Origin of the sequence: Parabacteroides sp. AT13, assembly GCF_002272965.1 — a bacterium.
Lineage (GTDB): Bacteria > Bacteroidota > Bacteroidia > Bacteroidales > Tannerellaceae > Parabacteroides > Parabacteroides distasonis.
The window spans coordinates 2,385,689-2,403,643 of sequence record NZ_NQMH01000001.1 but is presented as its reverse complement, the minus strand read 5'-3'; the positions used below and the strand labels follow the sequence as shown (position 1 = coordinate 2,403,643).

22 protein-coding genes are annotated in these 17,955 nt (G+C 49.4%); 10 read left to right on the top strand and 12 right to left on the bottom strand.

The window, feature by feature from the left end:
* Positions 1–25 precede the first annotated feature (25 nt).
* The 3 genes from porU to CI959_RS10015 are packed head-to-tail and all read right to left on the bottom strand — an operon-like array spanning position 26 to position 4,665.
* Positions 26–3,400, bottom strand: coding sequence for a type IX secretion system sortase PorU (gene porU, locus CI959_RS10025; RefSeq protein WP_057316863.1), 3,375 nt, complete (start codon positions 3,398–3,400; stop codon positions 26–28).
* Complete coding sequence (locus CI959_RS10020; protein WP_005861219.1) at positions 3,397–4,011, bottom strand: fumarylacetoacetate hydrolase family protein; 615 nt, start codon at positions 4,009–4,011, stop codon at positions 3,397–3,399. Before CI959_RS10020 ends, porU begins: the two co-directional genes overlap by 4 nt.
* Before the next feature lie 3 nt (positions 4,012–4,014).
* Positions 4,015–4,665 (bottom strand): redox-sensing transcriptional repressor Rex, encoded by a 651-nt coding sequence (locus CI959_RS10015; protein WP_057316865.1) that lies wholly within the window; start codon positions 4,663–4,665, stop codon positions 4,015–4,017.
* A gap of 18 nt (positions 4,666–4,683) precedes the next feature.
* On the opposite strand from CI959_RS10015, the gene CI959_RS10010 reads away from it, so the two are divergent.
* On the top strand, positions 4,684–5,469 hold the full coding sequence (locus CI959_RS10010; protein ID WP_009276451.1) for a Bro-N domain-containing protein: 786 nt from the start codon (positions 4,684–4,686) through the stop codon (positions 5,467–5,469).
* A gap of 213 nt (positions 5,470–5,682) precedes the next feature.
* Here the strand turns inward: CI959_RS10010 and CI959_RS10005 are convergent, their stop codons facing one another.
* Positions 5,683–7,332 (bottom strand): DUF6383 domain-containing protein, encoded by a 1,650-nt coding sequence (locus CI959_RS10005; RefSeq protein WP_255223115.1) that lies wholly within the window; start codon positions 7,330–7,332, stop codon positions 5,683–5,685.
* A 1,077-nt stretch (positions 7,333–8,409) separates the two neighbouring features.
* Between CI959_RS10005 and CI959_RS09985 the strand changes: the two genes are divergently transcribed.
* The 9 genes from CI959_RS09985 (at position 8,410) to CI959_RS09945 (ending at position 12,057) form a co-directional block, all read left to right on the top strand.
* Positions 8,410–8,625, top strand: coding sequence for a hypothetical protein (locus CI959_RS09985; protein ID WP_007366490.1), 216 nt, complete (start codon positions 8,410–8,412; stop codon positions 8,623–8,625).
* Between the two features lie 11 nt (positions 8,626–8,636).
* On the top strand, positions 8,637–8,858 hold the full coding sequence (locus CI959_RS09980) for a hypothetical protein (RefSeq protein ID WP_007366491.1): 222 nt from the start codon (positions 8,637–8,639) through the stop codon (positions 8,856–8,858).
* Between the two features lie 13 nt (positions 8,859–8,871).
* Positions 8,872–9,294 (top strand): PcfK-like family protein, encoded by a 423-nt coding sequence (locus CI959_RS09975; protein ID WP_007366492.1) that lies wholly within the window; start codon positions 8,872–8,874, stop codon positions 9,292–9,294.
* 2 nt (positions 9,295–9,296) lie between these two features.
* Positions 9,297–10,586, top strand: coding sequence for a PcfJ domain-containing protein (locus tag CI959_RS09970; protein WP_014224642.1), 1,290 nt, complete (start codon positions 9,297–9,299; stop codon positions 10,584–10,586).
* 24 nt (positions 10,587–10,610) lie between these two features.
* Positions 10,611–10,868, top strand: coding sequence for a hypothetical protein (locus CI959_RS09965; protein ID WP_007366494.1), 258 nt, complete (start codon positions 10,611–10,613; stop codon positions 10,866–10,868).
* 20 nt (positions 10,869–10,888) lie between these two features.
* Positions 10,889–11,122, top strand: a complete 234-nt coding sequence (locus CI959_RS09960) for a DUF3873 domain-containing protein (protein WP_007366495.1) — start codon at positions 10,889–10,891, stop codon at positions 11,120–11,122.
* A complete protein-coding gene (locus CI959_RS09955; protein WP_007366496.1) occupies positions 11,119–11,364 on the top strand; it encodes a hypothetical protein in 246 nt (81 codons plus the stop codon). The genes CI959_RS09960 and CI959_RS09955 overlap by 4 nt, the downstream gene beginning before the upstream one ends.
* 45 nt (positions 11,365–11,409) lie before the next feature.
* Positions 11,410–11,718 carry a hypothetical protein gene (locus CI959_RS09950; protein ID WP_007366497.1) on the top strand — a complete coding sequence of 103 codons (309 nt, stop codon included), beginning with the start codon at positions 11,410–11,412 and terminating at the stop codon, positions 11,716–11,718.
* Positions 11,719–11,835: 117 nt separating this feature from the next.
* Entirely contained in the window at positions 11,836–12,057 is a 222-nt protein-coding gene (locus tag CI959_RS09945) for a hypothetical protein (RefSeq protein WP_007366498.1), read from the top strand.
* Between the two features lie 63 nt (positions 12,058–12,120).
* Here CI959_RS09945 and CI959_RS09940 read toward each other — a convergent pair whose 3' ends face one another.
* From CI959_RS09940 to traK, 8 genes are read right to left on the bottom strand one after another with little or no spacing between them, the layout of a single operon-like run.
* Positions 12,121–12,648, bottom strand: a complete 528-nt coding sequence (locus CI959_RS09940) for a lysozyme (protein WP_007366499.1) — start codon at positions 12,646–12,648, stop codon at positions 12,121–12,123.
* Complete coding sequence (locus CI959_RS09935) at positions 12,645–13,148, bottom strand: DUF3872 domain-containing protein (RefSeq protein ID WP_007366500.1); 504 nt, start codon at positions 13,146–13,148, stop codon at positions 12,645–12,647. Before CI959_RS09935 ends, CI959_RS09940 begins: the two co-directional genes overlap by 4 nt.
* Before the next feature lie 25 nt (positions 13,149–13,173).
* Positions 13,174–14,043, bottom strand: coding sequence for a toprim domain-containing protein (locus CI959_RS09930; protein ID WP_007366501.1), 870 nt, complete (start codon positions 14,041–14,043; stop codon positions 13,174–13,176).
* A gap of 8 nt (positions 14,044–14,051) precedes the next feature.
* Positions 14,052–14,627: a conjugal transfer protein TraO gene (locus CI959_RS09925; RefSeq protein ID WP_007366502.1), complete on the bottom strand. Its 576-nt coding sequence runs from the start codon at positions 14,625–14,627 to the stop codon at positions 14,052–14,054.
* Positions 14,628–14,629: 2 nt separating this feature from the next.
* Positions 14,630–15,616 (bottom strand): conjugative transposon protein TraN, encoded by a 987-nt coding sequence (gene traN / locus CI959_RS09920; RefSeq protein WP_007366503.1) that lies wholly within the window; start codon positions 15,614–15,616, stop codon positions 14,630–14,632.
* Positions 15,617–15,671: 55 nt separating this feature from the next.
* Positions 15,672–17,021: a conjugative transposon protein TraM gene (gene traM, locus CI959_RS09915; RefSeq protein WP_007366504.1), complete on the bottom strand. Its 1,350-nt coding sequence runs from the start codon at positions 17,019–17,021 to the stop codon at positions 15,672–15,674.
* The gene (locus CI959_RS09910; RefSeq protein ID WP_007366505.1) at positions 17,002–17,310 is read right to left on the bottom strand and encodes a TraL conjugative transposon family protein; all 309 of its coding nucleotides are present in this window, start codon (positions 17,308–17,310) and stop codon (positions 17,002–17,004) included. Before CI959_RS09910 ends, traM begins: the two co-directional genes overlap by 20 nt.
* Positions 17,311–17,316: 6 nt before the next feature.
* Positions 17,317–17,940, bottom strand: coding sequence for a conjugative transposon protein TraK (gene traK, locus CI959_RS09905; RefSeq protein WP_007366506.1), 624 nt, complete (start codon positions 17,938–17,940; stop codon positions 17,317–17,319).
* Positions 17,941–17,955 lie beyond the last annotated feature (15 nt).

Sequence of the window (17,955 nt, the reverse complement as noted above, 5' to 3'; positions counted from 1 at the left end):
TATTATAAACTAATTACCCGATACTTTATTGTGCGAGAATGATTAATTTATTCGCTTTCGTCGCCTCTTTCGAGTTATTCGTGCTAATCGCCGCCCGATACAGATAAACTCCCGGGCGCAACCGCCTGCCACCGTTATCCGTCAGGTTCCAAGTTACGATATAAGCCTTAAACAACTCGGAGGAACCGCTCTTCTCTGTACTCCATAGGAACTTACCGGTCATATCATAAACCATAACCGTCACCTTTAAGTTCGACTCCGGACGATTGTGATGCAGAAAGAATTCCACCTGATCCCGTGCCGGATTCGGGGTGGCATACATCTCGATCAGATTAGGTTTCAACCCTTCCGCCACCTCAAAAGTAAAGGTATAGGTTGTGGAGTTATTTAAGATATCCCACACCTTAAACTCGGCCGTATGCATTCCCGGCTCCATCTCGGGGATGGAGAACTGGACAAGTCCTTCGTTCTCACTATCTGGTAGCAACGCATAATAACTATTTAAGTTATAGCTCATAGAGGGCATACTATCAATCGTCAACATCATATCATGCCCTACGCTACTGCCGGTTATATTCACGCCGCTCTTATCCCACAGCTTCGCTACAAAATAAGGAGTCGTGTTTACCTTATCGCCCGAAACAAAACTGGAATCATTCAAATAGATCTGCCGGATCTTGGGACCGATCGTATCAGTCTCCGCCGTATCCGAAGTCCCCCCCACGATAAAATCGAAGAAAGAACCCTGCGCCTCTTTTGTCTCGGAAGACGCATATAGGTTTAATTTACCTTTCTTATTGGAATAAGAGATATCCTTCGGGACCATAAAAGTAAAGCTGAACTTTCCATTTCGAACCGAGTCTCTACCTATATAAATCGTATTCGGATAATCGAGATAAGTGAATTTCTCAGAGCTATTCCCTAAAGTCGTAATGGAACTTTGGCTATCAAATATGGTCGAGCTTAATACGCCCGTGAAATCCGCGGCAAAAGAACCTGACGGATTCAAGATTTCACCCTCTACCGTAATCCGGGATAACGCCTTAAACTCAAAAGGCTCATCAGAAACAGCTTCTCCATTCACAGCCGTCACCCGAGCCTTATACTCTGGATACGCAAACTTTAACGCCGGGTCTCCGATTAAGATAAAGTTCAATTTATTTGAGTCATTGAGTTGACGTTTCGTATACATCATCGCCTCTCCAAGCGTATAACGGCTATTCGCGCCTTCTTGGAACAGGTTATCGATGAGTGCCTTATTTAAGTTCGCATTATTACCGGAGAACACGACACGGGTCGTCGTAAACAAAGCGATACCCCCACTGGTAGGATTCAAGAAAACAGATTCACCCGCAGAAGTTTTCACATCGTCAAAACGGGTAAAGTCGCAGGTAGCCGTCACCCACACCGGCAGATGCTTATAACTGGAATTATTGATATCGGTTTGTGTCCATACGCTTTCGTCCGCCCAATGGGTCGTACTGCCATGCCCCGTATAATTAATCAACAACTGACCACTTTTTAATAGTTTCTCAATCTCATTATGCACATCCGGATAAGTCCCGAGGCTGCTACGCTTATAAGCATCGAAATACACTTTATTAACTAGAAAACCGGGTTGCATCTCTTCAATGGCCTCAGCAAGCTGATCTGCCTGCTTCATATGATTCGTTGTGAAGCTATCCTCATTATTTCCATCATCCGCCACGAATGTCACGTTATTCTTCCAACTACCCGAATCCTTATTCTCCATATAAGAAATCGTCTTATCCACCATCTGAGTCGCCTCCGTTACTGTACGGATTGGAAAGCGCCCGACACCCAGACACATCTTATCTCGGCTAAAATTACTGCCGGAAATATCCTCTAAAAACGCAAAATAATCATCTGTCGCATAAGAGTAGACATTCAATGACTCTTGAGACTGGAAAGTCAGGAGCATATTACTCCGTGAAACACCTTGCACCTCACCGCTTATCCCCCGATTATCATAGATCCCGTCTCCGAAAAGCAATAAATATTTTGGAGGATTACCCAAAGAAGAACTACGATCGTAAAACATCTTCATCAAACGACGATATGCCGTCGCATCTGGAGTTCCACTAGAGAACTCATTATAAATCGCCTCTGGAGTTACGACTTCAACAGTCAAGCCATCTTTCTCACGGTGCGCAACCGCCAAACGCTCCGCCTGCTGAACCAAAGACGGAGCCGATATAATAATCATATCCCTCTGTTCCAAACCATGCAGATTTGAGGAAGCGACTTCTCCCACGACTTCCGGAGAAGGAAATGTTTGATTGGTTTGAACCAACACAAACTCCCTCAATCTACCCGCTGGTATTGTAAATGAAAGTTCAGAACCATTCAGATCGGCTTCCACTCTCTTCACATTTAACGCATCGGTCACATCAAACACCAAGGTATTCGAATTCGCCTCGCTAATAACAAAGCGAGACGCATTTCCTACAGAAGTCAAGCTTCTGAAAAAAGTACAAGCCCCATAAGGGCGCAACGTACGGACAAATTGCATACGGATATAGTCCAAACGTACATTCGTATGTCCACTTGAACTATAGGAAACCACTACGTTATTTTTCTCACTTTTTGATCCCTTCCATAACGCGGTGGTTGTCCCGGGAATCGCCTTTGTATACGATCTGACATTCGAGCTTACTGTTTGGATAGAAGGTATGGTTATATCCAACAATTCGGAGTCATTGATACTTAAAGAAGCCGTACCGGAGCCAGAGTTAATTCTTGAGATAAAACGCATGGTCACCTTACCGTCCGCATCCGTAATCCCGGGGATAGAAGAAAAGGTAGAAATTGTACGAGGGCGTGCCCCACTAAAGTCCTCTCCAAAAAACTCCCGGCCGGATTGGTTTACGGAGACTAACTCTTGCTCATGCAATAGATAATCATCATAAGTCGTAATCCGAGTGGAAGCACCACTCGCTTGAGCCACGGAAGTCATATCATTCGTGGGTGTGGCATCGGTCACAAAATAATAACCATACAAACAATAAGGATTATTCGTATGCACGAATGTCTGGCTCGACGAGTCATATTCCCATTTAACCGACCCTTTCCCGTAGAATAACAGGTAATCACTCCCACGCCAAACCGGAGTAGAAGGGACATCATCGATATATTCTTTACTGAAATCCTCATCCAAGGGCCATCCTCCATAGCCATGGACAGAGACTTTCGATGGGTCCGAGAAACCCATATTCTTCAAATCCGCATAGGATAATTTGTAGATTCCGGTCTTATCCACCCGGATCTTCACCCATTTCCCTTCCGATAACAGGGATTTAGAAGCATAACGGCTACCATCCGCCCATGTATATGAGCAAAGTAATAAACCTATAATGAATATATATATTAATCTTCTCATCTCACATAAAAATCCAGAAGCTTCCGCTCGCCAAGATATCCCTCCAGATGATCGTCGATCTTCACGGGACCTACGCCAGCAGGTGTTCCGGTATAAATCAAATCGCCTATTTTCAGCGTAAAGAAGCGACTTACATACGCGATAATCTTATCTACCGAAAACAGCATATTCGAGGTATTGCCTTCCTGTACCTTCGAGCCATTGATATCCAGATGGAACGGAAGCCGGTTTACATCCCCCGCTTGCTCCAGCGGAATAAAGGTCCCGATCACAGCCGAATTATCAAACGCCTTACTAATTTCCCACGGTAGCCCTTGCGCACGCAATTTATTCTGCAAATCCCGTGCCGTGAAATCAATACCGACCGTAACCTCATTATAATAACGATGAGCGAAACGCTCGGCTATATTTTTCCCCAAACGGTCTATCCGTACCACGATCTCCGTCTCATAATGAACTTCCGATGAAAAATCCGGAATAAAAAACGGTTTCCCATCTTTCAACAAAGAGGAGTCCGACTTCATAAAAATAGTAGGCTCTGATAATTCTAACGAATGATGCAGCTCTTTATTGTGAGCGGCATAGTTCATTCCAACGGCGATAATCTTCATATTTTAGTGATTCATTGAGTTCAATCGATTAAACATAACAGCTAAATGCGCATACATAGAAGTGTTCTGGACTACGATATGTTCCGGCACCCATATACGGAACGGGGTAAAATTCCAAAGAGCCTTGATTCCTCCCTCGATAATCCGGTCTGTCACCTCCTGCGCTTTCTCCACCGGCACGGTGATCACCCCGATCGTCGCGCCATATTCTTTCTGCTTGGCAGGAAAATCATCCATATGAAAAACGGGAATGCCATTGATCATGCTCCCGTCCAAATCCTCACGGACATCAAAGCCCGCCACGATCTCCAAACCATATTGGCTCAGTCCGGTGTCATGCAACAAAGAAGCGCCCAGACTCCCTACCCCAAACAGAAATGCCTTATGCTGGGATGTAAAACCGAGGAAATCCTCCAGTACGTCAACCAACGCGTTAATATCGTATCCCACTCTCGTCTTCCCGGAGATATTCACAAAAGAGAGATCTTTAGCGACCTGACTAGGATCTACATTTATCTCCTTAGCGATCTGGGTAGATGAGATAAACGCTTCCCCTTTCCCTTTCATCAACTTTACGAACGCAAGATACCACGGTAACCTCCTTAACGTAGGTTCCGGCACTTTCCATGCCTGTTTTATATCATCGCTGGCCATTGTCTAATTCTCCTATTCATGTATAACATTCGTGCAAGCCTACAAAAGTACAAAATTAAAAAGATTCACCAAAAAAGCCCCGATCGAGAAACTGTATTTAACTACCACCTTAACAGTGGTCTCACATTCAACAATCACGGCTTCGATACCGGCAAGTATGACGATCCTAGCGTTGTCGCTATCCTAACAGATAGTCCTAATCCTAGCAATTACTGGAAGGTGCTGAAACATAGGCTAAGAAAAGAGGGAAATGAGTCGGTTACAAATTGTAACCAACTGAAATTACCTTCTACCGATGGGAAATACTACAAAACCGACGTAGCTACGACAGAACAGCTGTTCCGGCTTATCCAATCCATCCCATCCCCTAAAGCAGAACCTTTCAAGCTATGGATGGCCCAAGTGGCAAAAGAGCGATTGGATGAAATGCAAGACCCCGAGTTAACGATAGATCGAGCCATGAGGGAATATAAAGCGTTGGGGTACTCGGATAATTGGATTAATCAACGCCTTAAAAGCATCGAGATACGTAAAGACCTAACCGATGAATGGAAACGACACGGACTACAAGAGGGCGTTCAGTTTGCTACCCTTACAGATATCATCTATCAAACGTGGGCCGGTAAAACTGCCAAAGAAAAGAATCCGCAACATCTCGAAGAACACGAAGTTATCGCCAAACAAGGAGGAAAAGCAGCAGAGGCCGCCCGCAAACAACTTGAAAGCGATTTAGGCCACTCGGTAATCTCTCCCCTCAACGCTAGAACCGGATTGAGACTTAAAGATAAAAACGACAAAGAATAGACAAAAAGCCCCGATCGAGAAACCGACCGGGGCTTATTCTTTTTCCGCTTTCTTGCCTCACGGAAATACTGACGGAGAGCTTTAATTTTTTACTTTAGTATTAATATCCCCGCATGTTCAACCTCACGGTTTACTTGAAGACGAATCTCCGCACGGGAATCTTAGAATTATATATCTTCTTCAAATGCTTTTCGCATTCTATATCAATTGTGCTTATTTAACAACCACTTTCGTAGTCTCACCGTTTACGGTTACGAATACTACACCTGCCGGAGCAGCGATCGTAGCGTTGTCGGAAGCAACTACCTCGTTAGCAACGGCCTTACCTAATACGGTAGCGATCGTTACAGTCTGACCAGCTGCACCCTGTACGGTTACTGTACCGTTACCAGCGATAACCTTAACAGCAGACTCAGCCTCGATACCTTCGTTAGATGTCGGAGTGGAAGCACGGTTGATTACGAAGATTTCAGCCTTAGCTTGATCTTCCGTCCAGAACAATACGTTGTTCAATTGAGCCAGATAAAGAGTCGTTTCTGATTCCACGTAAGGAAGAGAACCCTCAACTTCTGCATCATACTCCTCATTTTCAGCATGCAACTTAGAAACGATGCGATAAGCCTCATCGCTAATCTCAGCGGCTACTTCAAAAGCAACAGCTGCCGGATTCAATTGCATCAAACCGATCGTATCACCATCGATAGCGATAGAGTCAAGACCACATACAGAAGCTGCCGCAAATGCCGCACGATAAGTATCATCACCAGCTACATGAGCATAATCATAGATATTCTCGATCTCTGTCGCATCCGGATCTTCATTATTCTTCTCAATTTCGGCAGAAATATTAGCCGGGTTAATCAAGAAGTTGCGAGTCTCAGCCTCTGCGTTGAATGTCTTCGTAGAGATATAATACAACGGCATAGTCTCATTGAATGTCACACAAGCTGTATCCAACCACATAGTCAACGTATCTTGAGTATAAACATCGCTCTTCAAGATGGATTGACCCTCAGCCTTCAACGCAGCGAAACCATCTTCCTGGTTAGCGATCATCTTGTTGTCATCCTCCAAAGTAGTGATCTGTACATGGCCGATAGCAGGAGCGCCATAAGCAGGAGCTTCTTGCGTAGCGAACTCGAAGATTACGTTCTTGTCGTCACACTTAACGCCTTCCTCCAAGATACCGGAAGCAGCGTTAGCTGTAATAGCAGATTCCTCATCATCGCCATAAACAATCTTATATTGATTATCCTTACCCATTGATAAGAAAGAAACCTTCAAAACGTTCTCATTGTCGATAGAGCCATTTTCACCATCGATATCCTCTAACTTATAATTGCTATCTGCAGATACAAGAACTTTCTTGCCTAAACGATCCGTAATATAGTAAACAGGTTTAACAACCTTGTTACCTACAGTAGCATACACAGCCTCTTCGCCCTCTTCAGCAGCAACCTCAGTGGCAACCACTTTCAGTTTCTGAGCGTCAGCCAACTCGCTGTTAGCAACATACATCGTACCATTATTCTTAGCGATCATATACAAATCGTCAGCCAATAGAGAAACCAAACGGAATGACAATGCGCCATTCACCTCGTCAGCCTTCGTTACGACTTTGTAGCCCATCTTCTGAGCATCCTCAACCTTCGGACCTTTTGTCAACTTAACCGTATCCGTACCAAAAGCGTAAACTCCCTCTTTCTCATTGATCAAGATGATAGCACCTTCGATAGAAGATTCTGTGTCAGTTTCTTCCGCCATCATATTCTTCAAAGAACCTTCTGAAGTCAAATACCACATATAAGCCGGAGCCTCCAAAAAAGCCTTCGCATCTACCTTCTTAGCACCTTCGCAATCCAAGTACTCATATTTCTTGTAGCGGCTATCGCTTAACCATTTGGTTTCGTCCGCATTCTTTTTATACTTGTTGTAGGAAGTTACGAAAAGAGTGTAATTTATTGGAACTGAGCGTAGGTTAATTGCTCATGATAGTAATAGGTTACGATTTAGTTAGTTATCTACTGCATCATCCTTCTGCGCGTTGCGTAACCTTCAAAGAACTCTTCGTATGCAAAAGTAACAATAAAACGGGAGATTTTGAAATGAATCTCCCTAATTTTTTCTTCTCATACAAGTTTTTCCGTAAAAGCGGTTTTGTCCGTCGGCACACCATCGCCCAAAAGGATTTTGGTCGAACGTATGCCGACTACGCATAAGCGGAGAAAAGGGCTTTGCCTCACGCCTAAACAACAGTTTAGACTAATGATGCAAGGCCCATTTCTTTTGTGCTTATGCCAAAGAGGTGCTTTTACGGGTTTCTGACGATTTTTCTTTTTCCACTGTTCCTTTGAGCCGTAAGCGGAAAGCCGTGTCTGACCGCCCGATCCATAAATGGAACAAGCCGTCACACACGGCAGGCAAACCGGGAAGAATGATTTTATCCGTCCGACCGTACACGCTCGGCCAGACATATAAAATCATACTTCCTTGCCGGTGGTTTGCCCGGTTTCACGCCTCCGGCTATGTCCCTTTTCCTTTTGGCGTTTTCCCTTTTTTACGGATTTCTCTTTTGAAGTTTTCCTGTCCAATCTGCCTCCACTTCCGTTTACCTCCATTTTCGCGTCTTTCAGTGAGCCGCATCAGATAGTCATTTCCGTTCTGGGCGCAAAGGTAATTCCGGGATTGGACGGGAATGCAAGGTCAAGCCTCCTGTTTTCGGAAAAAATCTCCAGCCCTGCGGGTAGTATTTTTCCCGAAAAACCTTGCATTCCCTAATCCCTACCTTTTCAAGCACCCGAAACGAAAACGACCGATGCGACAGAAAGACGCATAAAAAAAATGTCGGATAAACGAGAGGCAGATAAGATAGTTTGAAACTCAACTCCCTCAGCTCTTGAATCCGCATTAAAAAACAAAAAAATCAAAAACAGCGAAGATATGACGGCAACGGCAAATTTCAGACAAATGGCGCAGTACATAGGGCTTGCGATATGCGGCTTGATGGTACGCACCGCCTTCGGGATGTTCGGCATCTTTTGGGGCATTATTAGAGAGATTGTAAACGGAGTGTTCCGAGTGGCGATAGGTGTAATCGTGGCTATCCTTTCCACTATTGCCTTCTTCGGCTTCATCCTTTGGTTATTCACCCTTTAACCCCTACTGACATGGCAAAGAGAAGCAGCAAAACGGCAGCGCAGCAGTGCAGATACTACGAGGTGGACAACATCTTCGTGTACATGGTGGAAACGTACATCAACGGCAACATATCCGTGTTCCGTGAACTCTACCGAGAACTGAACAAGGACGCACGGAGGGACTTTACAGACTTCCTTCTGAGCGAGGTAGAGCCGACCTATTGGAGAGAAATACTGAAACAGACAATCTAAAAAAGACAGCGATATGAAAGGAACAGAACATTTCAAGAGAACGATACAGATGTATCTGGAGCAGCGTGCAGCGGAAGATACGCTCTTTGCGAGGAACTACCGCAACCCTGCCAAGAACATAGACGATTGTGTCACCTACATTCTCAACTACGTGCAGCGGAGCGGTTGCAACGGCTTCACGGACGGGGAGATATTCGGGCAAGCCGTCCACTACTATGACGAGAACGAGATAGAGGTAGGCAAGCCCATTCAGTGCCAAGTGGCGGTGAACCACGTTGTGGAACTCACGGCAGAGGAAAAGGCGGAAGCACGGCAGAACGCAGTCCGCAGATACCAAGAGGAGGAACTCCGCAAGTTGCAGAACCGCAGCAAGCCGAGAACCGCCACCAAAGCGACCGCACAAGAAGTACAACAACCCAACCTATTCAATTTCTGATTATGAAACCGAGAACACCCATACAGCAGGAAGTCGCACGATTGAGCGAGCGACTGCCGAAATTGACCGCCACACAGAGGGCTTACGCTTTCCGCCATTGCTTCAAACATTACGCCATCAAGAGGGCGGACGGCACGAACATCTGCACCGAGTGCGGACATTCGTGGAGGAGTGAACACAACCTTGCGGACACCGTTTGCGGATGCACCTGCCCGCATTGCGGCATGGAGTTGGAAGCGTTGCGCACCCGAAAGAGCGTGTTCAGCGAGAACGAGTATTTCTGCATCATCACCACCTGCAAGCAGTACCAAGTGATACGCTTCTTCTTCGTCAAGTCCCAATACAAGGCAGGGCAGGCAGCCGGGTATTCCATTTATGAAGTGGTGCAAAGGTGGATTTCGCCCAAAGGCACAACCGTCACCATTGCCCGACTGCGTGGAATGTCCATACTTTACTACGACCTATGGGCGGAATACAGCGACATGGAGGTACGCAAGAACAACAAACTCCGTGCATACGATATAAACCCCGTCTGCACCTATCCCCGACAGCGTTTCATACCCGAACTGAAACGCAACGGCTTCAATGGCGAATACCACAACATACTGCCTTACGACCTTTTCACGGCTATCCTTTCCGACAGCCGAGCCGAAACGCTGTTGAAGGCAGGGCAATACCCCATGTTGCGCCACTATATCCGCAGTTCCTTTGACATAGAGAGGTATTGGGCATCCGTAAAGATATGTATCCGCAACGGCTACACCATTGCTGACGGCTCCATGTGGCGTGACACCATAGACCTCCTGCGGCATTTCGGCAAGGACACGAACAGCCCGAAGTACGTCTGTCCCTCCGACCTCAAAGCCGAACACGACAGACTTATGCACAAGCGCAACAAGGAGATAGAACGCAAGAAGTTGGAGGAACGCATCCGCCAAGCGAAGAAACACGAGAAGGCATACCGCAAACTCAAAGGCATATTCTTCGGCATCGCCTTCACGGACGGCACTTTGCAGGTGCGTGTGTTGGAGAGCGTTGCGGAGTTTGCAGCGGAAGGGACGGAACTGCACCATTGCGTGTTTTCCAACTCCTATTTCCTTGAAAAGAACTCTCTTATCCTATCCGCTACCATTGACGGCAAGCGCATAGAAACGGTGGAGGTTTCCTTGAAGACATTGGAAGTGGTGCAAAGTCGTGGCTTGCACAATTCCAATACCGAGTACCACGACCGCATTGTAAACCTTGTGAACAGCAACGTGAACCTTATCCGCCAGCGGATGGAAGCGGCATAGTATCAACCTATAATACCCAATAGTATGGAAGTAAAAATTGAAAGCATGGTTTGTCTGTGGGACGATAAAATCCCCACGATGTTCCTTGAATTTGTGAACCTCCTCACTCTTGCAACGAGTGAGGAGCAGTTAAGACGGAGTGTAAAGAACTTTGCCGAGAAGCACGGACTTGACAGGTTTTTCCTTTACGGCTTCGGTTCCCACCATTTCTACCTGCACCAACGCTACACGAGCGACCCCGAAATGGTGATGAAGAACAGAGTTTTGTCAGTACATTTTTAACCACCCTAAAATCAACGATTATGGCAACACGGATGACCATCAACGGAGTAAGCACCTGCACGGAAGCAGGTACGGAGAAATACGAGCGTTTCCAATTAGGTATCGGCAGACGCAAGCGGACACTTGTGCAGTACGACTACCGCCACCCCACAGACGGAGAGTTGTTCTCTTGTGTCAAACCCACATTGGACGAGTGCCGAGAAGCACGGGATGAGTGGCTCACGGCAAAGGAAGGAAAGGAGGACAGACGATGAACGCAGCCTATCAAACGCTGATAGTGAAGTTCAGTGAGCCTATCAAAGTATTGGACGGCATCTTTGACGATGCCGAAGCGTGGGGAGTTGATACCCTAAAAGGGTGGATAGACGACTACGAGAGCAGCAGGTTTACCGCCATCAACAGCCATACGGCAGTCATCACAAGCGAGTACAATATGGAGTGCCTGATGGAATGGTTGAAACGAAACACACCCATTGCCGAGATAACAGAATGTTAAACAAGTTGGCGGTGTCCGCACCGCCAACCTACAACCAAGAAAAGCATGATAGCGAAGACTATTTTACAGCAGATAGGCGGCAGACGCTTTGCCGCCATGACGGGAAGCAAGGACTTTATAGATATGGGTAACGGACTGCGCATGAGCCTTGCGAGGAACAAGACGAGTGCCAACCGCCTTGACATCATCTACGATGCCGGCTTAGACCTCTACAATATGCGTTTCTACCGCAGGACGTTCAGCAAAAAGACATTCGAGTGCAAGACGAAGGACATCGAAACACACGATGGCATATATTGCGATATGCTGGAAGAAATGTTCACGATGGTAACAGGACTCTACACCCATTTTTGAGTGGCGGCGGACAAAGCCGCCCTACTTTCTTTCGGTGAGCATGACGGCGGACAAAGAAAGTAGCAAAGAAACCGCTGTCCCAATCTACGATAGTATTCACAAAAACAAGTTTCAATCATGGAAGAAATCAGACAGAACGGAAAAATCATCCTGCACAGCGATGACGGAACAAGCATAAGGATGATTTTCAAAAACCTCACGGGCAGGATTTTTCAAGGTCAGGAATATGTGGAGTATATCCGGCATATCGCAATCGGGGAGATGGGATTTTCGCCCGGCATCATAGAGCATTGCAGGGACGGTGAAGTAATCGGCAAAGGAAAAATCCCGAATGTATGAAAAGCGGAAACTCCGATGAAGTTGCGGCTTCATCGGAGTTTCATTTGTCAGGCATTTGCCATGTTACGGAATGTACAGCAGCGCAAACTCCGCCTTTCTCCGTTTGAGCAGCATGGCGTGCCGTTTCCCCTTGTAGTTGCAGAAAGCGATATATTCCCGGTAAATGTTCCTGTCGCCCGCCTCCAATTTTCGGATCAGCGTGCTTTTGGGTATCTTCCCGCTCCCCAAAAGCCGGTATGGACCGACATTGTAGGCGAGCGTGGCAAGGAGCAGACTGTCACGCCCGAACTTACGGAACATGGCGCAGAACTTACGCAAGTCTTTCCGCAGGAGTGCGTCCGCCTGCCGCTTCGTCATGGTGCGTGCCGAATACCTTTCCCCCGGCTGCACCTGATGACCCCAGCCCACGTATGGGTGGTGTTTCTCCGAGTGCCAGCCTTCAAAATACTTCGTACAGCGAACCGCCCGCTCAAAAGGCGGCAGGCGGTAGATTGCCGCCTGCCTGTCCGTCCCCTTCCGACGGCTGTCCCGTGCGGACACGGAGCAGACCGCCAGCAGCGAACAGAGGATAGCCATGAATACACGCATCATCTTGGCAGAGGTTTGTAATTGCCTATGGGGATGACGGTCTGAATGTCGTCCTTCACGTTCCGGTTGTTGAAGTCAAATTCCAATTCGTAGGAATTTTTGAAATTGTCCTCCACCACCACGATGAAGTTGTGCGCCTCGTCGCCCTCAGCCGTATAGTACAGCCGGAACTTCTCGTTTTCGAGCAGGTAGCGGTCATTGGGCAGAAAAGTAATGCCGCCCGCCATTTTCAGCGTGCCTTCCCCTTCGAACTGGAAATACCGGATGGTGTAGAGCGTGTTGGCGTAATCGCCCGTCCTTTTCAGTTCACAGCGGATTTCCACCGTCTGCCCCTTTGTGACCTTGTTCGGTACGGGCATCGTTTCCACCGTGAACGGATAGGATTGCTGGATGTCCATGTCATCGTCACACGATGCGAGCGTGAGCGACACGGCGGCGAACAGGCAGAGTGCCAACGCCTTGAAGATGGATATTCTCTTGTTCTTGTTGTTCAGTATGTTCATTGTCCTTTGATTTTTAAGTTATTGTTCATTTCTTTTTTGCTGTCAGTTGCAGATACTCGTTCAAGTCCTTGCAACCGTCATAGAGTGCGGAACAGTTACAGACACGTCCGCCGTAGTGTCCTTTGAGGGCTTCCAGCGTCCTCCGCCCGGCTTCGTCACGGTCGAGGAAGCAGTCGATGCGCCCGTACCCGTCTAAGTGTTTTACCGCCTTACCCACGTTGGCGACGGAGTTCAGCACAAGGCTGTCGCCTGTTTCCAATCCAAGCGTGGCAGCGGAAAGGAAGTCCATAAATCCTTCAAATAAACTGCACACGCCAGTCGGAGAACTTTCCATTTTGACCAGCGACACATCCTTCGGCGGCACGCAACCCTTGAAATAACGGCTCCGGATTTCATAGCCGCCAACCACGTTCTGGAAACCGATTGCGAAATACCGTTTTCCACGCACGCCGTAGTTCAAGCGGCAGCAGTGACGGGATGCAACGGCATAAGGGATGCCCCGTTCCGCCAGATACTCTGTTAATGGTGAGCGGAGCAGTGGGACGGCTTCCACCCCCTCAAAGGCAGGTTCGGACGGTTCCGGCAGGTACAACGGCTTTTCCGATGCGACAAACGGCATACGGGCGGTTTCCGCTATGAATCTTGCCTGCGCCATGAAGTCACCGCTTCGGGCAAACTCCCCGGCAAGCGTGAAGATGTCACCGCCCTTGCCCAAACCGAAGTCGTACCAGAGCCGTTTCGCCACGTTCACACGGAAAGAGGGCGTGCGCTCACTGCGGTACGGCGCACGATACCAAAGTTCGTTTCCGCTCCTTCGGACAGGCTCATGCCCCAACCGCGCGAGAAAGTCCGCGAGGGATATTTGCCTCATGGTGTCTATATCCGTCCGTTCCATGCCGCGTGTCAGTTGATGACGAACTTGATGCCCACCCCGAATTGGGTATGGAACTTCTTCGTGTCGCCACCCCACAGGCAACGCTCCCGGAGGTTGGCGAGCAGGGCGATACGGTCAGCCACGTAAAACTCTACATCGAGCGTCAGCGCACCGCCGTAGATGAAGGCGTCCCGGTCGTGCAGTGTCGAACCGTCATGCAGCACTTTTTCGCCCCAATTCACCGATTCATACCCGGCGAGAGCCGAAGCCCCCGCATAGACGAACACGATTTTACGGGCATCGGAAAGTATCTTGAAATAGTAGCCGCCTTCCGCCGTGAACTGCGCCACAGGTATGGCGGTGTCCTTGTACGGGTTGTTTTTCAGGAGATACTCACCTCCGAACACCCATTTGTTCCCCTTCTTCGTGTAGGTGGAGAGAGCCGCCCCGAAACTGTACCCGCCGTCGTTGCCGCCGGGTTTGAAGCCGTCCGCCAGATTCGCCCTGACCTCGATGCCCTGCATCTTCGGCAGGCATCGCTGGGCGTGCGCCTGCCCCGTGAACAGGGCAAGCGACGCGATGATTATTGCGATGTACTTTCTCATGGTCAGCGCACTTGAAGTTCGTTGATGGTATTGGCGCGCACCAAGTCCTCGTTCTCGATCACGAAGGACTGGTGACGGCCGCCGTTCTTCTCGTTCAGCTCCACCACGAGGCACTTGCCGTCGGGTATGGTGAACTTCGCCATCGTGAAGACCGTGCGTTCGCTTTTTTTGCCCGGCACGAGCGTGGCGTAGTTCTGCGCGCGGAGCGGCAGGATGATACGCTCCTGCACGGCGGTACGCTTCGCCACCTTCTTGTCCACGATTTTCCATGTGATGTAGTCCACATCGAAAGGCACGTTGCTCTGGTTCTTGATTTCCGTGTGGAAATACAGAAGCCCGTTGTGCGTGTAGATGCCTTTCAGAAGGTACTGGATGCCGAAACGCTTGCAGCCGATATGCTTCACCTCACGTTTGTTCTGCTTGTGGATGGACTTCATGATAAGGCGCACCAGCATCGGACTTTCGCTGCCTAATTCTTTCAGGTAGATTTCCTGCGCGTTGTTCGGACGGTTCACCGCCTCGCCGTCATGGATGAAGTCGCACATCTCCACGTTGAGCAGCAGCGGTTCGGCGGCGTATTTCACGTTGAAGGTGTAGAAACTCCCGTCCTCCGTGATGACGGACATGTTGGTTTCGTTCGGGAAATTCCTCACGGTAGCCTTCACACGGATGACGTTCTCCGCTCCGTCGGCTTTGCCCGCAATCAGGTCGGGCGAGCCTAAATCGACATAGCGCACCTCCGCCGGGAAGATGACATGCACGGTCTTGTCGTAGGTCACTTCCAAGCCGTGCGGGGGAACCATGCGGTCAAAGCCCAGCTTTCTCGTCAGACCGTGATACAGGTCGCCGTCCGCCTCCTTCTGCGGATAGACCTCTTTTGTCAAGGTCAGTTCTTCACTTCCGTTGGTCGTTTCAACGGTTACGTTTTCCTGCGCGTTGGCAGTTGCGATGCCCATAGCGAGGGCAAACATCATGATTACTTTTCTCATTTTACTTTGAATTTAGTGGGTTGTTGTTATTGATTGGATTTCTTATGATTATACATCAGTTCTTCTCCTGATAGAGCATGACCCTGTACCCGGCTTTCAGATGCACTTTGACGGTGCGCATCTTCTTGGCAATGTACTGGCTCGTGCCTTGTATCAGCCCCTTGCCCAAGTCGGAGGCGAGCTGCGCCCCGGCATTGGTGGAGATGTTGATGCTACTGCCGAGCGAACCGCCCATGTTGGCGGCAACCTCCCTGACGGCGTTCATCTCCATCGAGTTGGGGATGAATATGCCGGGCTGCCCGTCCGTGTCATAGACCTCCAACTCCACCGGGATAACCGTACCGTCGTGTTCCAGCGAGGTGATTTCGATGCCGAGCCGTTCACCCTGAATCTTGGCTGCGCCGACCACCACCGCATTACGGGGGATGATCCGGTCTGCTACCGCCATCGGCTCCAACAGCCGCAACCTGACCGCCTGCCCGTCCGTCACGCTCTGCGCCCCATAGACGCATGCCGGTATGGTGTTCCTGTCCGGTACGGTTGTAACGCCCACCGCCGTGTTGAAACTGCGGTTGCGTTCCTGCGAGAAGGAAGCGACAAATTCGGCATTGCTCATGGGCTGTCCGAGCGAGGACACCACCTGATGCGTCACTTGCCTGACGGGTTTTGCCGTGTTCTTTCCGGTTTTCTGCACGGGGGACGGCTCTGCGGTCTGTCCCGCTGCCGCCTGCGTGCCGTTCTGACCGCCCATGTACTTCGCCGCCAGTTCGTAGGATTTTTCCATGAGTGCCACCTGCTCGTCCATCGTGGAGCTTCTCTCTTTTCCGCTTTCCAGTTCGGATTCGAGGGTGGCGATGCGTTCCAGCAGCTCGTCCATCTCCGCATTGTCGTTCTTCGGCTGCTCGTAGAAGTTGCCGAGCGTGGCATTGAGGTCACGGTAGGCGGCTGCCGAGGACTGGATGGTCTTCGGTGCTGGCTTCACCGCCTCTTCCGTTCCGCCGGGATTGGCAAGGTCGAAGTCGCTGTCCCCATCCGCTTCCACCGTTTCGCGGTCGAACAGGTCGCCCAACTGCTGCATGGCGCGGCTGCGGTTCTCCTGCCGTTCCTCCATTGCCCCCTGCTCGTAGGCTTTCGCCTTGTCACCGATAATCCGGCGGTTCTCCTTGTCCGCATCGGGCATCTCGATGTTGTAGCCGCTTGTTCCCGGCTCCTGCTCCTTGCCGGAGGACGGGGCGAATATCAGCCACATAGCCCCGATGAATACCAGCACCATAGCGGGAAGCACTATCATTTTCTGGCGTTTCAGCCGTTGGGCTTCGGTCAGCGGCTTGCGCTCCTTTTTCGGCTTGTCGTTGCCGGGAGCCGCCTTGTTTTCGTTCTTGGGTTCATTCTTCGTCTGTTCCATATAAATAAGGTATTACATTGTGATTGTTATCCGGCTTCACGGACAGTTCCACCTGTCCGGCATGGTCTATCTCCATCCGGCTGCCGTCATTCCTGCCGATGTCATAGACGGCTTTACCGAAGGTGTAGAGGGCAAGTGCGGCGAATGCGATGAGCATCGCCAGCACGATGCGCCTGCGTGTCTTCGGCGGCAAGCCGTCCAGATACCCTTTGAGCCGTTCCACCAGCATTTTCTTTTTGTCGTGGAGTTTCCAGTACGCACTCCACAGTGATTTCTTGATTTTCTTCATGTCCGTTTACCTTTTGATGGTTTGTAAATCTTTGTTCTCGATGATGGTGAATCCCTCGATGGTGAACCCGTTGGGGTTGTCGTCCGAACGGGACGAGTTCAAGAGGCGGCACGTGGTCACGAGGCTGCGCTCTGTGACGTTGCTCTGCCGGATGATTTTCTGCGTGGCGTAGGTCACGGTGCGGTAGGGATAGCCGTTGAAGTCGCACACCACGCTGTCCACCTTCAGCACTTGGTTGATGTTACCGGCGATGATGCGGTTGTAGTACCCCTTCTCGGCGAAGTCCGAATAGTAGTTGTACACGCTCTTGTCTGCCAGCAGCAACGCACGCTTCACGTTGTGTTCTATCGCGCTCTTTTCGGGCGAGAGCGTGAAGAACAGCTCGTGGAAGCGGCGCACATGCTCCCTCGCTTCCGCCGGACGGTTCTGCGAGAGGTCCTGCGAGAGTGCCAGCATCAGCGACTTGCCGTTGTCCAGCACATAGATCTTTTCCCGCTGCCGCTCCGCGAAGCGGTAGGAACTCCACACGCTCCATACCGTTATCACTGCGCACAGCGAGAGGAAGACGATACCGAACAGGCGTATCTGCCTGAACGATGATTCGATGTTTTTGAGTGACTTGAATTCCATTTTACTTTTTCCGTT

Coding starts and splice junctions, on each gene's coding strand:
- porU (WP_057316863.1), bottom strand. CDS start 3,400: ATGAGAAGATTAATATATATATTCATTATAGGTTTATTACTTTGCTCA.
- CI959_RS10020 (WP_005861219.1), bottom strand. CDS start 4,011: ATGAAGATTATCGCCGTTGGAATGAACTATGCCGCTCACAATAAAGAG.
- CI959_RS10015 (WP_057316865.1), bottom strand. CDS start 4,665: ATGGCCAGCGATGATATAAAACAGGCATGGAAAGTGCCGGAACCTACG.
- CI959_RS10010 (WP_009276451.1), top strand. CDS start 4,684: ATGTATAACATTCGTGCAAGCCTACAAAAGTACAAAATTAAAAAGATT.
- CI959_RS09985 (WP_007366490.1), top strand. CDS start 8,410: ATGACGGCAACGGCAAATTTCAGACAAATGGCGCAGTACATAGGGCTT.
- CI959_RS09980 (WP_007366491.1), top strand. CDS start 8,637: ATGGCAAAGAGAAGCAGCAAAACGGCAGCGCAGCAGTGCAGATACTAC.
- CI959_RS09975 (WP_007366492.1), top strand. CDS start 8,872: ATGAAAGGAACAGAACATTTCAAGAGAACGATACAGATGTATCTGGAG.
- CI959_RS09970 (WP_014224642.1), top strand. CDS start 9,297: ATGAAACCGAGAACACCCATACAGCAGGAAGTCGCACGATTGAGCGAG.
- CI959_RS09965 (WP_007366494.1), top strand. CDS start 10,611: ATGGAAGTAAAAATTGAAAGCATGGTTTGTCTGTGGGACGATAAAATC.
- CI959_RS09960 (WP_007366495.1), top strand. CDS start 10,889: ATGGCAACACGGATGACCATCAACGGAGTAAGCACCTGCACGGAAGCA.
- CI959_RS09955 (WP_007366496.1), top strand. CDS start 11,119: ATGAACGCAGCCTATCAAACGCTGATAGTGAAGTTCAGTGAGCCTATC.
- CI959_RS09950 (WP_007366497.1), top strand. CDS start 11,410: ATGATAGCGAAGACTATTTTACAGCAGATAGGCGGCAGACGCTTTGCC.
- CI959_RS09945 (WP_007366498.1), top strand. CDS start 11,836: ATGGAAGAAATCAGACAGAACGGAAAAATCATCCTGCACAGCGATGAC.
- CI959_RS09940 (WP_007366499.1), bottom strand. CDS start 12,648: ATGATGCGTGTATTCATGGCTATCCTCTGTTCGCTGCTGGCGGTCTGC.
- CI959_RS09935 (WP_007366500.1), bottom strand. CDS start 13,148: ATGAACATACTGAACAACAAGAACAAGAGAATATCCATCTTCAAGGCG.
- CI959_RS09930 (WP_007366501.1), bottom strand. CDS start 14,043: ATGGAACGGACGGATATAGACACCATGAGGCAAATATCCCTCGCGGAC.
- CI959_RS09925 (WP_007366502.1), bottom strand. CDS start 14,627: ATGAGAAAGTACATCGCAATAATCATCGCGTCGCTTGCCCTGTTCACG.
- traN (WP_007366503.1), bottom strand. CDS start 15,616: ATGAGAAAAGTAATCATGATGTTTGCCCTCGCTATGGGCATCGCAACT.
- traM (WP_007366504.1), bottom strand. CDS start 17,021: ATGGAACAGACGAAGAATGAACCCAAGAACGAAAACAAGGCGGCTCCC.
- CI959_RS09910 (WP_007366505.1), bottom strand. CDS start 17,310: ATGAAGAAAATCAAGAAATCACTGTGGAGTGCGTACTGGAAACTCCAC.
- traK (WP_007366506.1), bottom strand. CDS start 17,940: ATGGAATTCAAGTCACTCAAAAACATCGAATCATCGTTCAGGCAGATA.